The organism is Halobacillus litoralis, assembly GCF_020524025.1.
In the GTDB taxonomy this organism is placed as follows: domain Bacteria; phylum Bacillota; class Bacilli; order Bacillales; family Halobacillaceae; genus Halobacillus; species Halobacillus litoralis_D.
The window spans coordinates 140025-155854 of sequence record NZ_JAIVKN010000004.1 but is presented as its reverse complement, the minus strand read 5'-3'; the positions used below and the strand labels follow the sequence as shown (position 1 = coordinate 155854).

General features: G+C 44.7%; 11 protein-coding genes. All 11 read right to left on the bottom strand.

What is annotated here, in order from left to right:
• Nucleotides 1-52: 52 nt before the first annotated feature.
• Nucleotides 53-1483 (bottom strand): Asp-tRNA(Asn)/Glu-tRNA(Gln) amidotransferase subunit GatB, encoded by a 1431-nt coding sequence (gene gatB, locus LC036_RS14965; RefSeq protein WP_226584478.1) that lies wholly within the window; start codon nt 1481-1483, stop codon nt 53-55.
• Nucleotides 1480-2952 carry an Asp-tRNA(Asn)/Glu-tRNA(Gln) amidotransferase subunit GatA gene (gene gatA, locus LC036_RS14960; protein ID WP_226584475.1) on the bottom strand — a complete coding sequence of 491 codons (1473 nt, stop codon included), beginning with the start codon at nt 2950-2952 and terminating at the stop codon, nt 1480-1482. Before gatA ends, gatB begins: the two co-directional genes overlap by 4 nt.
• Before the next feature lie 12 nt (nt 2953-2964).
• A complete protein-coding gene (gatC, locus tag LC036_RS14955) occupies nt 2965-3255 on the bottom strand; it encodes an Asp-tRNA(Asn)/Glu-tRNA(Gln) amidotransferase subunit GatC (RefSeq protein WP_226584459.1) in 291 nt (96 codons plus the stop codon).
• 263 nt (nt 3256-3518) lie between these two features.
• Nucleotides 3519-5033 (bottom strand): sodium/proline symporter PutP, encoded by a 1515-nt coding sequence (gene putP / locus LC036_RS14950; protein WP_226584456.1) that lies wholly within the window; start codon nt 5031-5033, stop codon nt 3519-3521.
• Nucleotides 5034-5039: 6 nt separating this feature from the next.
• Nucleotides 5040-5165 (bottom strand): hypothetical protein, encoded by a 126-nt coding sequence (locus LC036_RS18515; protein ID WP_264188395.1) that lies wholly within the window; start codon nt 5163-5165, stop codon nt 5040-5042.
• Between the two features lie 360 nt (nt 5166-5525).
• Nucleotides 5526-7076, bottom strand: coding sequence for an L-glutamate gamma-semialdehyde dehydrogenase (pruA, locus tag LC036_RS14945; protein WP_226584440.1), 1551 nt, complete (start codon nt 7074-7076; stop codon nt 5526-5528).
• 348 nt (nt 7077-7424) lie between these two features.
• Entirely contained in the window at nt 7425-8927 is a 1503-nt protein-coding gene (locus LC036_RS14940; RefSeq protein WP_226585205.1) for an FAD-binding domain-containing protein, read from the bottom strand.
• Nucleotides 8928-9240: 313 nt separating this feature from the next.
• Nucleotides 9241-10389 carry a CamS family sex pheromone protein gene (locus LC036_RS14935; RefSeq protein WP_226584437.1) on the bottom strand — a complete coding sequence of 383 codons (1149 nt, stop codon included), beginning with the start codon at nt 10387-10389 and terminating at the stop codon, nt 9241-9243.
• A gap of 129 nt (nt 10390-10518) precedes the next feature.
• Nucleotides 10519-12522: an NAD-dependent DNA ligase LigA gene (gene ligA / locus LC036_RS14930; RefSeq protein WP_226585204.1), complete on the bottom strand. Its 2004-nt coding sequence runs from the start codon at nt 12520-12522 to the stop codon at nt 10519-10521.
• 14 nt (nt 12523-12536) lie between these two features.
• Nucleotides 12537-14774 carry a DNA helicase PcrA gene (gene pcrA / locus LC036_RS14925; protein ID WP_226584424.1) on the bottom strand — a complete coding sequence of 746 codons (2238 nt, stop codon included), beginning with the start codon at nt 14772-14774 and terminating at the stop codon, nt 12537-12539.
• Nucleotides 14771-15481, bottom strand: coding sequence for a heptaprenylglyceryl phosphate synthase (locus LC036_RS14920; RefSeq protein ID WP_226584422.1), 711 nt, complete (start codon nt 15479-15481; stop codon nt 14771-14773). The genes pcrA and LC036_RS14920 overlap by 4 nt, the downstream gene beginning before the upstream one ends.
• Between the last annotated feature and the right edge of the window lie 349 nt (nt 15482-15830).

Below are 15830 nucleotides of genomic sequence, written 5' to 3'. Positions count from 1 at the left end.
CGAAAGCACGCACTTCTCATCGGGTGCGTGCTTTCTGTATCCTATGGGGCTGTTAGCGTTTGTCCATTTCTGCCAAAATGATTTTGTTAACCATCGGCGGATTTGCCTGCCCTTTTGTTTGTTTCATAACTTGACCTACAAGGAAGCCGAGTGCTTTATCTTTTCCGTTCTTATAGTCCTCGATCGACTGTGGATTATTATCCATAATCCCGACGATGATTTCTGTAAGCTGACCTTCGTCGGAGATTTGAACAAGTCCTTTATCTTTAACGATCTGCTCAGGCTCACCACCGTTTTCGACAAGCTCAGTAAAGACTTTCTTGGCCATCTTGGAAGAGATGGTGCCATCTTCAATCAGCTTGATCATTTTCGCCAGCGCATCCGGCGTTAAAGCAAGCTCATGAAGGTCTTTATAATTCTTGTTCATATACGCAGAAACTTCACCCATCAGCCAGTTGGACGCCTGTTTAACGTCACCACCGGCGGCGATTGTTTCTTCGAAGAAGTCGGAGAGTTCTTTGTTGTTTGTAAGAACCATCGCATCGTACTCTGGAAGTTCAAGCTCTTCAATATAGCGTTTCTTACGCGCATCTGGAAGCTCAGGAATTTGAGCCTTGATACGCTCTTTCCACGCTTCATCGATGTGAAGAGGAACAAGGTCAGGCTCTGGGAAGTAACGGTAGTCGTCAGATCCTTCTTTGACACGCATTAGAATCGTTTCTTTTGTCTGCTCATCATAACGGCGTGTCTCTTGAAGAATTTCTCCGCCTGAAAGAAGTTCTTTCTGCTGACGGACCTCTTCAAATTCCAGTCCTTTTTGTACAAAGGAGAAAGAGTTCAAGTTCTTAAGCTCTGCTTTTGTCCCGAACTCTTCCTGACCGATTGGACGAAGGGAAATGTTCGCATCACAACGAAGGGATCCTTCTTCCATCTTACAGTCGGATACGCCTGTGTACTGAATGATATTCTTTAACGCTTCTAAGTACGCATACGCCTCTTTTGGTGAGCGGATGTCAGGCTCAGATACGATTTCAACAAGCGGTGTTCCCTGACGGTTAAAGTCAACTAAGGAATAACCGTCGTCACTGTGTGTCAGTTTACCTGCATCCTCTTCCATATGAAGACGAGTGATGCCGATCCGCTTTTTCTTACCATCGACTTCAATATCAATATAGCCGTTCTCACCGATCGGCTTATCAAATTGAGAGATTTGATAAGCTTTCGGATTGTCCGGGTAAAAGTAGTTTTTACGGTCAAATTTCGTATCCGTAGCAATGTCACAGTTTAGAGCCATCGCCGCTTTCATAGCGAAGTTAACAGCTTCTTCGTTTAAGACAGGAAGAACACCTGGGTACCCAAGGTCAATCGGATTGACGTTTGTGTTCGGATCGTCCCCAAACATGTTTGGGGAAGGACTGAAGATTTTCGAGTCCGTTTTAAGCTCTACGTGGACCTCTAGTCCGATAATCGTTTCAAAATTCATGAGCGCGCACCTCCAAGGGACGGGCGTTGTTTATGATAATCAGTTGCCTGTTCGAAGGCATGAGCAGCACGGTAAACCGTAGCTTCGTCAAAGTGCTTCCCGATAATCTGCAATCCGATTGGCAGTCCTTCAGCAGAGAACCCGCATGGGATAGAGATTCCCGGTACGCCTGCTAAGTTCACAGGGATTGTCAAAATATCGTTGGCATACATCGTCATTGGGTCATCAACTTTGTCTCCTACTTTAAAGGCAGGTGTCGGTGTTGTCGGTCCAACGATGACATCGTAGTCTTCAAATACTTTTTCAAAGTCATTTTTAATCAATGTACGTACCTGCTGTGCTTTTTTGTAGTAAGCATCATAGTAGCCGGAGCTTAGTGCGAAAGTTCCAAGCATAATACGGCGCTTCACTTCATCACCAAAGCCTTCTGCACGGGAACGCTTGAACATGTCGAGCATAGATTCTGCATCTTCCGCGCGGTTGCCATAACGGACGCCATCAAAGCGGGCCAGATTGGCAGACGCTTCTGAAGAAGAAAGTAGATAATAAGTAGAAAGTGCGTATTTAGAGTGTGGAAGAGACACTTCTTCCCACGTTGCGCCCATTTTTTCATATTCATTAAGAGCCGCTTGGACTGCCTCTTTCACTTCTGGTGCAACACCTTCAGCAAGGTACTCCTTCGGCACACCGATTTTCAGACCTTTAACATCCCCGGTTAGAGATTCTGTGTACTTAGGTACATCTACGTCCGCCGACGTTGAGTCCATCTTGTCGTGTCCGGCAATGGTTTCTAATAAGAACGCATTGTCTTCCACGTTACGTGTAATCGGTCCAATTTGGTCTAAAGAAGACGCAAACGCGATTAATCCAAAACGGGAAACGCGGCCATACGTTGGTTTCAGTCCAACAACACCACAATACGCGGCTGGTTGACGGATTGATCCACCTGTATCAGAACCAAGAGAGTAAGGAACTTCACCTGCGGCTACCGCTGCAGCTGAACCACCACTGGATCCACCTGGTACATAATCTGTATTCCACGGATTGCGCGCTGCTGCGTAACTTGAGTTTTCATTGGAAGAACCCATCGCGAATTCGTCCATATTTAATTTACCGATTGTGACGGATTTGGCATCATTCAACTTGTTGACAACCGTCGCATCATAAAGCGGGTCTTCGAAGTTTGAGAGGAATTGACTTCCTGCTGTTGTGCGCAGTCCTTTTGTCACAATATTGTCTTTGACACCGATCGGAAGACCGAACAATTCAGCATTGGCGCTGCCTCGTTCTTGATCAAGTTCAGCTGCTTTTGCTTTCGCTGCTTCTTTGTTCAACGTAATAAACGCCTGGACTTCTTCGTCCACTTCTTCAATACGTTTATAGGATTCTTCCACTAAATCTGTGACAGAGATTTCTTTGCTATGTAGCTTCTCTTGAAGCTCACGTAATGTATAGTCAAATAAAGACATCGTCGAACCTCCTTATTCCAATACGGATGGCACTTTAAACTGCCCGTCCTGTTTATCTGGTGCATTTTTAAGTGCATCATCCTGGGTGATCCACTTCTTCGGCTCGTCCTTACGCATCACGTTCTTAAGATCAAGGACGTGTGTTGTCGGCTCAACGCCTGTTGTATCTAGTTCATTCAACTGCTCGGCATAGGTGATAATATCATCCAGCTGTTTTGTGAATGTCGTTGCTTCTTCATCCGTGATGGCAAGACGCGCAAGGTTTGCGACATGCTTCACTTCTTCTTTACTGATTCTGGACATAATGCGACCTCCATTTCGATCTCACATAATATATGATCATACCAAATTTAAGAATCTAATTTCAACGTACGCTGCACATCTTTCTTATCTTAACATATCTGAAGGAGGTGTGTCTTTTTTCAAGAAAGACAGAAATCTTGATGTTCCATGGTGAATGAAACCTTGTTCCTTCTATATTGTAAAAAGCACGTCTATCGAAGACTTGGTTGCCCGGCCAATTAAAAAAGATCCCTGGTCCTAGGACCAGGGATCTTTATATCGAATTAATACTGTTTTTTAGCTTCTTCAAATGCATCGACAACAGCTTTTGGCGGTTTACCTGCCATACTAACTAAGATAGCTGCAAGAGCACTCAAGATGAAACCAGGTACGATTTCATAAAGGTCGAAGATTCCGCCGCTGAGGAAGTCACCCCAAAGGACAACAACCACCGCACCGACAACCAGACCTGTGATGGCACCGTTACGCGTAATGCCTTTCCAGAATAGAGACAAGATAATGATCGGACCAAACGCGGCACCGAAACCTGCCCAGGCGTATGATACAAGACCAAGAACGGTACTATCTGGGTTACCAGCAAGCAGGACAGCAATTAAAGCAATACCTGCAACGGCTACACGGCCGATCCATACCAATTCTTTCTCTGTAGCATTCGGACGGAACAATGCTTTATAGAAGTCCTCTGCAAGAGCAGAAGAAGATACAAGCAATTGAGAGTCAATCGTACTCATGATGGCAGATAGAATAGCTGCCAGCAGGATACCTGCAATCACCGGGTGGAACAGAATCTGAGAGAAGGTGATGAAAATCTTCTCTGAGTCAGCCAGCATTTGAATGCCGCCTTCTGTTACTACTTCAGCATTAAATGTGGTTAGGTCAGCAACGTCTGCCGTATTGATATAAGCAAGTCCGAATAGACCTGTGAAGATAGCACCATACAGACCAAGAACCATCCATCCGATCCCGATTAAACGAGCTTTCGGTACATCTTTAGGAGAGCGCAGTGCCATAAAACGCACAAGGATATGCGGCTGACCAAAGTAACCAAGACCCCATGCGAGAGATGAGATGATTGCAAGGGCTCCGACACCTTGAACCATGTTCAAGTGGGATGGATTGATTTGAGCTACAGCGTCTGTGGCTGCATTCCACCCGCCAAGTTCAGAAATCGCTACAATAGGTACAGAGATTAAAGCTAAGAACATCAGGATCCCTTGAACAAAGTCTGTCCAGCTTACTGCCAGGAATCCACCAAGGAATGTGTAAGAAATTGTTACAATAGCACCCAGCCACAGGGCTTGTGTGTAGCTTAATGCAAAGGAAGCTTCAAACAGCTTCGCACCGGCAACCATACCGGAAGATGTGTAAAAGGTAAAGAATAATAAGATTACAGCTGCAGATACCACACGTAAGATGTGTGATTTATCTTGGAAACGGTTCTCAAGATAGTCAGGAACCGTAATGGAATCGTTCGCAACTTCTGTAAATACTCGAAGACGGCGTGCGACAAACTGCCAGTTTAAATAAGCACCAATAGCAAGACCGACACCGATCCAGGCTTCAGACAAACCAGATGCGTAAATAGCACCAGGCAGACCCAGCAGCAGCCAGCCACTCATGTCGGAAGCACCGGCTGACAGCGCAGCAACTCCCGGACCTAAACGACGGCCGCCTAAAACGTAATCAGATAAATCAGATGTTAGACGATATGCGGCAAAGCCAATGCCCAGCATACCTATTAAGTAAACAATAAATGTTATTAACGTTGCAGTACTCATGTTTTGTTATTCGCTCCTCTCAGTAAAAAGTGTAATGATAGATAGGATAAGTAAAATTGGCATCGGGACAAATAACCAGAACCATGTTGCCCCTGCGATTGTTGCTGATGTTGCGGTAGCGAGTTCAAACACATTGTCACCTCCCTGGTTTGGTCTATACAATTCTATGCAATGGTACCGACGCATGGTTCTTAAGTCATATAGACTTAAAAAATCCAAATACAGGTACAACTATATCATATAACCTTTGAGCGAACATTGCAAAAATTGGTATAAATCAGCTAATTTGAATGAATATTCCTGTAACATGTATAATCATGCAAATAGATGACTTTCTTATGATATTCATTCACAAAATTTATTAAAAAAATTTAATTAGGTTATGCAAATGGTCCCAATGGAACTGTTTCTTACTTCCCTAGTATGCTCTTTTCTAAACCAAAAAACCCCCTTTCCACTTTTATGAGGAAGGGGGTTTTTCGTTTTTAAAAACTATAACATTTCAGATGTCGTTTTGCCTTGCATATGGTGGATGAGATAATCCGGCCCACCAGCCTTAGAATCTGTTCCGGACATATTGAATCCGCCAAAAGGATGGTACCCGACGATAGCAGCGGTACAGCCTCGGTTAAAATAAAGATTACCGACATGGAAATCTTCACGTGCTTTCTCAATATGTTCGCGGTTATTGGAAATAACAGCGCCAGTCAAACCGTATTCCGTATTGTTAGCTATTTCAATAGCTTCATCAAAGGACTTTGCCTTCGTAAAGCCAACAACTGGTCCAAAGATTTCTTCCTGCATGAGACGGGCATCGGGCTGTAAATCACCAAAAATAGTTGGTGCTACAAACCACCCTTTACTGTCATCGCCTTTTCCGCCTGTCAGCAGCTTCCCTTCGTCTTTACCAATTTCAATGTAACTCATGATCTTATCATAGGCCCCTTGATCAATGACCGGCCCCATATAGTTGCTGTTGTCTGTTGGATCGCCATAGTTGACTTGTTCTTTCGTCTTCTGAACTACACGATCGACCAGCTCATCATAAATCTCTTCATGTGCGACGACACGGGAGCAGGCCGAACATTTCTGCCCGGAAAAACCGAAGGCCGAATAAGTGATGGCATCAGCGGCTAATTCAAGGTCTGAGTCACTGTCAACCACAATCGTATCTTTTCCTCCCATTTCAATAATGGTTCGTTTCAGCCACTTCTGCCCATCATGAACTTTGGCTGCACGCTCAAACAAACGTGTACCCACTTCACGTGATCCTGTAAAGCTGATAAACCGTGTGCGTGGATGATCGACCAGATAGTCACCCACTTCTTTTCCGCTTCCTGGAATATAGTTAATGACGCCATTTGGAAGACCCGCTTCCTCAAGCACTTCCATCATCTTATAAGCGATAATCGGTGTTGCACTTGCCGGTTTTAATAGAACCGTATTACCGGAAACCATGGCGGCGACTGTCGTTCCGCACATGATTGCAAATAGGAAGTTCCATGGGGAAATGACGACCCCTACACCGAGAGGGATATAGTGGAAGCGGTTATTTTCTATAGGACGGGAATTAACTTCCACGCCTTTATCAATTTCTAACATCTGCCGCCCATAATACTCCAAAAAGTCAATCGCTTCCGCTGTATCCGCATCCGCTTCCTTCCATGGCTTCCCGCCCTCTTTTACAAGATGAGCTGTAAATTCATGTTTACGGCGCCTGACGATGGCAGCAGCTCTGAACAAAATGTCTGCACGGAACTGAGCTTTTGTCTTACGCCACCACTCAAACGTTTCGTCTGCGACCTGGTGCGCTTTTTCTGCAAGATCCTGATTGGCTTTTGACACACGACCGATGACCTCTTTTTTATTGGCTGGATTGACGACTTCGATTTTATCATCCGTCATTATCCGCTCCCCGCCAATGATAAGGGGATAATCTTTTCCAAGGTCCGCTTCGACCTGCTTAATTGCAGCTTCCAAAGCTTTTTGATTTTCTACTACAGTAAAATCAGTGAATGGTTCATGTTTGTAAGGGACCACCATAAAAAACGCCTCCTTGAAGGGAATGGGTTTGACGCTATGTAATTTTTTGAAAATTATCACAATAAGCGTTTCCAAAACTATTCTATCGTAACTAGGTGAACAGTTCAAACGATTACTACCCAAATATACGGAAAATAAGATATGACCAGAAAATAGCTTTTTTATAATCGCTCATTGTCAGATATGCTCGTATATTTTCTCCATTTGTCGAAAAATCATAAGTAAGTTTCTTCTATTATATAGGCCACAGATGTTGTATGTTCCCTCTTTTCATATACTAAAAAACCTGCTCCTACTTCAGAAACAGGTCTTTTAGTGCCCGGGTGGAGTTCATACGACTCCTCCTCTCTATTCAAATAAGTCAAACGTCAGTTGTTCGGCCTTCTCTGACTTCCTTTCTTTCTTCTTTTTTCTCCATCCGTGTTTATCCTGTTGTTTTGCAGCCCATTCCTTCGCTTCATCTGTTTCCTTCATCGACCAAAGAACATCATGTGCCCGTTTACTCGCTGTCGGCACATCAACCATAGGATTCGGATAGTCAAGATTATAGGACGTTGGCAGCTTCCAAGGTTCATGGATAAATGACAGGGGAATGCCTCTAAGTTCAGGAACGAACTTTCGTATAAATGTGCCATCCGGGTCGTGGTCAAGTCCCTGCTTTATTGGATTATAAACCCGAATGGTATTAAACCCGGTTGTCCCGGCCTGCATCTGGATCTGGCTGTAGTGAATCCCTGGTTCATAATCAAGAAAAAGGCCGGCCAGTGCATGGGCAGGCTTCCGCCAATCCAACGTCAGGGTATGACAGACAAACGACACAACCATCGCCCGTAAACGAAAGTTAATCCATCCGGTTTCATGGAGTGCGCGCATAGCGGCATCCACCATCGGTATTCCTGTTCGTCCCTGATACCATTGTTTAAAAGCCCTCTCATTCCAATCCGTTCGAATTTGATCAAAAGCTGGATTCATCGCTTTTTCTGTGAGCTCCGGATCATCTTCCAGACGTTGAATAAAGTAGCAGTGCCAATGCATCCGTGAGAGGAAGGCCTGTAATTGCCTGCGATCTATTACATCTTCACAAGCGGACAGTTTCTGTCTTGTTTTCTGGACAACGTAACGAATTGAAATATTCCCCCACGCAAGATAAGGAAATAATCGGCTTCCGGAAATCGAAGACGGATGAGGCTTTGATAAATGATCATTGTAGGTTCGGAAACGCTCCTTTAAGAAGCTGTTTAAAGTTCGATGGGCTTCCTTTTCGCCACCGGTTTGACCTGTCTCAAGCTTAGTTCCACCTACATAAAGCTCCTTCAATTTTTCCAATTGCGGCGTAAAGCAATCAGGAACTGTTCCTACACAAGGCAGCCTGTCTGTCACAGGTGTAATCTCTCTCGTCATGAATTCCTCCCAATAGCTGCTGAAGTCGTCTCTGGATTTCAGCCTGCGCACCACTCCGAAATGCTGTTGTTCATTAAAAATAAGGTTTCTCTTTTCCATCCAGCGATGAACCTTCACATCACGCGCATATGTATGAGGGGTACCATTCTCTTCATGAGCATGAAGGGTAAAAGCTCCAAAAGTATCGTAGATTGCATTCAACACTTCTTCCATCTCAGCAACAGCGATGTACAATTCTCCTTCTTTCTTTCTTATGTTTTCCTGCAGATCACGAAGACTCTCCTGGACAAACTGATAGTGTCGGGCCGATAATTCCTGCCCCTGCCAAATAGAAGGCTCGGCTACATAGATTGGAAGGATTGGATCACCTGCTTGGACTGCTTTATTTAATGGTTCATGATCATATAGACGAAGATCGCGTTTAAACCAGACCACATGTAACAAAGTCACCAGCTCCTGATTGTTTGTTCTTTTCCTTTTATCCCCTGATTTGAATAGTTTCACACACCAAAGCGCCTGTATCTTTTACTTTTTTGGTATGGCTAATCGGCAGGCCTGACTCTTCAGGTACGATACAGAAATATACAGGCAGGATGTAAAGCATCTTTCTGAGCAGGATCCGATGGGGGATCAGGAGACTCAGCACACACCTGCAGAGAAAGACCCTCCCCCCTTTGACCCTCTACAGTTAACCGTTCGTTTTACTTTTCTCTATATTATATTAAAAAGACCGCACAGCCTGATTTGCTGTGCGGTCTCTCAATCATTCATAAATATGGACAAATGGCTCGGTTTCACCAGCTTTACGAACAATCAGGCTCTCAGGTTCGTCCATGTTATGGATATTCACCTGCACGTCGTAATGTTCAGGGAACATCTCAACAACAAGGCTGTAGACGTATTGAGTGAAGCCAACCACTTCAGACTGTGATTGAAACTGGATTGGAATTTCTATTGATACTTGACGCAGATCATTGTTCACATAAAACCCATTCGCTATCATCCCTACAAAGTTAGGGAAATAATCGGAGACTTCATTCCTGAAATCAGAGAAAATCTGCGAGTCATCGAAGTGATCTTTCTTAGCTTCTGCTGACGGGAAAAGGATGTGCTTTTCTTTAATCGAATCCCAGCCGTCCACGGTCATGTCAGAGCCTTTCACATATGCCTTACTTAAAAATTTACCGGGTACTTTGGAGCTTGCTTCTTCTTCTTCGTAGAGCGCAAACACTACCGGGACGTTATTAAGCTCCTCCCGTTCCCGGATCCGCTTAAGAATTTCGCCTGCGTATTCTTTTCCTTTTTTCAACAACTCTGAAGTCGAATGGTCCTCTGAAAAACTCTTCCCATCGGGCGTCTTAAAATTGTAGACGGTACGTAGGGAAATTCCAATAGTGAGGCCTTTTAATTCCACCACATTTTCATCTTTTTTCACCAGATAGTCCTGTTCAACGATGTTGGATATATAGCGGGGTTTTTCACGGAAATCTTCTTCTGTTGCTTTATCCTCATCAAGTTCCGGATTCAACCCTGCTTCTTTTGTACTACTTTTTCTGGATAACCAATCTAAAAGAGTACCATCACTCAGATACTGTCCCGGCTGAAAAAAGTACTTTTCCGGGTTGTAGTATTCTTTAGAATGACGGCGGAGTCCACTTTCAAATTCATCGATATCCATCCGGTTTCCCATCTGATTCGTCGTTACGGCCCTGGCACTTGACACTTTCGGGCTGCTTTCGGTTAAAATCATCCGGTAATCTTCTTCTGACATGCTGTAGTTTGGTACTATAGCGGATTGGTTATTGTTTTCATCTTTCGTTTCTTGTATGACTTCTTCTCTGTTGTCAAAAACGGGCGTACACGCGCTTACAACGAACACAGAACTAAGTAACAGTGCGTGCCACTTCCTCATGTTTCCCACTCCCTAATTAAGAAAAACCCAGGCGCCTTTACTCTCCGATATGTTTTATCCTCAGAACGAGCCAAAAAAACAGAGAAAAGACGCATGAGCTAGATCATATTCCCTTAAACCATCCTGCAGTTACTCTGATAAAACGCTTCTAAACTTCTCTTCGTCCCAGATTTCAATTCCCAGGTCACTCGCCTTAGTATATTTTGAACCGGCATCTTCCCCGGCGATGAGAAGGTCGGTTTTTTTGCTCACACTTCCAGTGACATTCCCGCCAAGTTCCTGAACAATTTTCTTCGCTTCTGATCGGCTGAAGTGTTCCATTTTCCCTGTAAGGACGATGGTCTTGTCCATAAATGGTGAGTCAGCCGGCTGGTCGCTCTTCTTCGCACCTTTATATTCCATATTAAGCCCGAGCGATTTCAGCTCCTCAATTAAATCAATCACTTGTGATTTATTAAAGTAGCTGGCAATGGACTCGGCCATCTTACTGCCAATCTCAGGGATCGCTTCAAGCTCAGCTGCATCGGCTTGCAGGAGGTTGTCCATCTGTTCAAAATGCTGGGCAAGTGTGCCTGCCGCTTTTGAACCGACGTAGCGGACGCCAAGGCCGAACAAAAGACGCTCTAAGGACTTCTCTTTAGAAGCTTCGATGGCGTTCAATAAGTTCTCGACTGACTTTTCTCCCATCCGGTCAAGCTGCAGCAACTCGTCCCGGTCAAGCTTGTACAAATCAGCAATATTGTGAATTAAATTCTCCTGAAAAAGCTGGGCGATCACTTTTTCTCCGAGCCCTTCAATATCCATCGCATTTCGGGATACAAAGTGAATCAGACCTTCACGCAGTTGAGCGGGACAGTTAGGGTTGATACACCGAAGTGCGACTTCTTCATCTAAACGTACAAGGTTACTGCCACACTCTGGACATGTTTCGGGCATGCGGTACGGTTCCTCTTCTCCTGTACGCTGATCTTCAAGGACACGAACCACTTCCGGGATAATATCCCCCGCTTTTTTGATGACGACAGTATCACCGATTCGGATATCCTTTTCTTTAATAAGATCCTCATTATGAAGCGAAGCCCGCTGGACAGTTGTGCCCGCTACTTTAACAGGATCAAGAATTGCTGTTGGTGTAACGGCCCCCGTACGGCCGACGCTGAGCTCGATATCGTTCAATTTAGTCACGGCTTCTTCGGCAGGGAATTTATATGCCGTTGCCCAGCGCGGGCTTTTAGCTGTGAACCCGAGCGTCTCCTGCTGATCAAGAGAGTCAACTTTAATAACAATGCCATCAATTTCATAGTCTAAATCGGGGCGGTGCTCAACCCAGCTATTTACATAGTCGATGACCTCATCAATATTGTTACACTTTTTCCACTCCGGATTGGTTTTTAATCCGAGGGTTTTCATTTTCTCGAGTCGTTCGCTGTGAGCATCTGTCGGGTCGTTCTCCCAAACACCGATCCCATATAAGAAAATATCAAGATTCCGTTTCGCTGCGATTTTTGGATCTAATTGACGCAGTGATCCTGCAGCTGCATTACGCGGGTTTGCGAATGGTTCATCTCCATTCGCTTCTTTCGCTTCATTCAAGGCCACGAAAGATTTCTTTGGCATATACGCTTCTCCACGCACTTCCAGGGTAACGGGTTCTTTCAAACGAAGCGGAATGTTACGGATTGTCCGCAGGTTCTTGGTAATATCTTCACCTGTCGTCCCATCCCCACGTGTTGCGCCGCGGACGAAAAGGCCATTCTCATATTTCAAGGAAACGGCAAGTCCATCAATTTTCAACTCACACACATAACTTACGTCAGCATCCGTTCCATTTTTGACGCGGCGGTCAAAATCACGCAGCTCTTCTTCATTAAAAGCATTGCCGAGACTGAGCATCGGAATGTCATGCTGGACTTTGACAAAGGCATCTAAAGGAGCGCCTCCCACTCGCTGGGATGGCGAGTCCGGTGTTTGAAGATCAGGAAACTCTTCTTCCAGTTTGATCAGTTCCTGCATTTTTTTATCATACTCATAGTCCGACACACTTGGATTATCTTTCGTGTGGTATTCGTAGCTGTATTGCTCGAGCTCTTCTCTCAAAGCTTCTATTTTTTGTTGCGCTTCCGTTGGGTTCATTTCCATCCACTTCCTTACGCTTTCGTAATCGGAGCAAACCGGGCAAGCAGTCGCTTAATGCCGGTCGGTGCAGGGAAGGCGATATCCAGTTCCATCGCGTCCCCTTCACCCTGGACTTTAACGACCGTTCCTTCTCCCCACTTCTTATGCTGGGCTTTGTCTCCAGGCTGCCAGGTAATTTTCTCTCCACCTGTTGATTCTTTTTTCTTCGTTTTCTTTGCTGCACGCTTTTGCGGAGCTTCCTGGGGTTTTGCACCAAATGGAGTTGTTTCCCGCTTTTTATTGAAGAATGGCAGTTCTTCTTTTTCCTCTTTACCTTCAATCAATTCTCCTGGAATCTCATGAATGAATCGGCTGATCGGGTTCATATTTGTACGTCCGTAAAGAGTCCGCATTTTCGCATGGGAGATAAATAATTCTTTCTCCGCACGTGTAATCCCTACATAAGCAAGACGACGTTCTTCCTCCATCTCTTCTTCTTCCATCAGGGCACGGCTGTGAGGGAAGACGTTCTCTTCCATTCCAATGAGGAATACAACAGGAAACTCAAGACCCTTGGCTGAGTGAAGCGTCATGAGTGTGACTGTGTCATCACTGCTCGGATCTTCATTCATGGAATCAATATCCGCAATTAAAGCAAGGTCTGTTAAGAAAGCGACAAGCGTCTTGTCTTCTGCATTCTCTTCAAAGTTTTTGGTTACGGATTTGAATTCTTCAATGTTTTCCAGTCGGCTCTGTGCTTCAATGCTTTTTTCATTCTTCAACATTTCTTCATAGCCGGTTTTATCAATCACTTCCTGAACCATGTCTGTCGCTGATAGAAATTCCTGCTGATCACACCAATTTTGAATCATTTTACGAAAGCTCATAATTGCTTTTGCTGCTTTGGCACTCACACCAACAAAATCGACTTCAGCTGCTGCGTCGTATAAAGAAATGTCATGATCCGCTGCGTAGGCAAGCATTTTATCCATACTTGTTTTACCAACGCCACGCTTCGGTTCGTTGACGACACGTTGGAAACTCAAATCATCATTCGGGTTAGCGATCAGGCGGAGATACGCAAGCATATCCTTAATTTCTTTTCTGTCATAGAACTTTGTACCGCCAATCATCTGATAAGGAACGCCCGCTTTTACAAACGTTTCCTCAATCGTACGAGACTGAGCATTGGTACGGTAAAGAATCGCGACGTCCTGATAACGATACCGGCCCTGGCGGACAAGGTCTTCAATCTTATCCGTTACAAAAAGACCTTCCTCACGCTCCGTGCCTGCCTGGTGGTAATGAATTTTCTCTCCGCCTTTATTATCTGTCCAAAGGCGCTTTGGTTTACGACCGCTGTTCTTGTCAATTACATTGTTCGCCGCATCCAGAATCAATTCTGTGGAACGATAGTTCTGCTCAAGCAGAATCGTTCGCGCATTTGGATAGTCGCTTTCAAAATTGAGGATGTTCTGAATATCCGCCCCGCGCCAAGCATATATGGACTGGTCGGAATCACCGACTACACAAAGGTTTTGATAACGGCTCGCTAAATGTTTCACAAGCTGGTATTGTGCATGGTTGGTATCTTGATACTCATCTACGTGAATGTACTGAAAACGGCGCTGGTAGGATTCAAGAACTTCTGGAACCTCATCAAAAAGCCGTAGTGTCTGCATGATGAGATCATCGAAGTCAAGCGACTGATTTTTACGAAGCTTTTTCTGATAACCTTTATAGATTTCAGCAATCTGTTCTTCGTGCATATTTCCTGCCTGCTTGGCATAGTCCTCTGCTGTCATCAGTTCGTTTTTGCTATTGCTGATTGCACCGAGCATCGCACGCGGATCCCACTTTTTCGGGTCCAGATTGATTTCTTTAAGTACCTGCTTAATGACAGAAAGCTGGTCACTGGAGTCCAAAATGGAGAAATTCCGATCATAACCGATGCGGTCGATGTCCCGTCGTAATATCCGCACACACATGGAGTGGAACGTGGACATCCAGATTTTCTCACCGTCTTTTCCGACAAGTGATTCAACACGCTCTTTCATCTCGCGTGCCGCTTTATTTGTAAATGTAATGGCTAATATATTTCGTGGCGCTATATCTTTTTCACTAAGTAAGTAGGCAATACGGTGTGTCAATACGCGGGTCTTTCCACTGCCGGCACCTGCCATAATTAAAAGCGGTCCTTCTGTGTGGGTTACCGCGTTTCTTTGTTCTGTATTCAAACCTTGAATCAATGCGTTCAAAGCCTGGGTCATGAGGGTCCACCATCCTTCATCTTTGTTGATTTGACTGCTTCGACCGTTTGAAGAGCCGTTTCTAAATGATCATAAATCACATCACCGACGACGATGACATCCGCATAAGCAGCCATCTCCTGCGCCTGACTCTTTGAGCGGATGCCGCCCCCGTAGACGAGCGTTGTCTTATCTAATTGACTGGCGACGGATTGTACAAGAGCTGGATTCCCATACGTTCCGCTGTATTCCATATAGAAAACAGGCAGACGGAAAATATGTTCAGCCATTTGCGCATAGGCGACAACGTCTGTTTCACTTGGAAGCGTACACGTCGTTTTCTTAAACACTTTCGCTTCAGGGTTCAATACACAGTACCCTTCAGCAGCCATGTCCTCCCAATTGATGACGTCAGCATATTCCCTGATCGCCTGGTGTTGAACGTCGATCATCCATTTTTTCTCCCCGCTGTTTAAAACAAGCGGAATGAAATACGCATCGAAGCCAGGAGCGATGGCTTCAAGGTCTGAGACTTCAAGCACACACCTGACATCATAGCTTTCGATCCTTTCCTGCAAATCTGTGACATTTTCAAATGTTACACCATCTGTCCCTCCGACGATGATCGCATCCGTTCCTGACATACAGATCCGCCGGAGATCCTCATTCGTGATCGTCTTATTCGGATCAAGCTTAAACGCATGATCCCACTCGCTTATATTGTACATTTCCGTCCTCCAAAACAACAGTTATCCATTCACTCATTATAACAAAATTTACGCCCCGGGTTGAGAGTTGAACGCCGATAAAAAATTCTGTCTTTAGAAAAGCTCCTATAGGATGAGGGAGAGAGTCTATCTCTTAACGTACCCTCTTTCCGCGCAAATGTACGTGAATTTATCTTTAAAAGGAACGGTCACATCCTTGAAGCGGGGTATGGCAGTTATCTTAAGAACTTGAATGAGATAGGTCTACATCATCTGCAGGACCTTATAATACTCTAAAACCACCTGGAAACTTCAGCTTTAAAAAAGAGATCTTATGTAAAACCAGCTCAAAAGAGCAAATAAAAAAGCA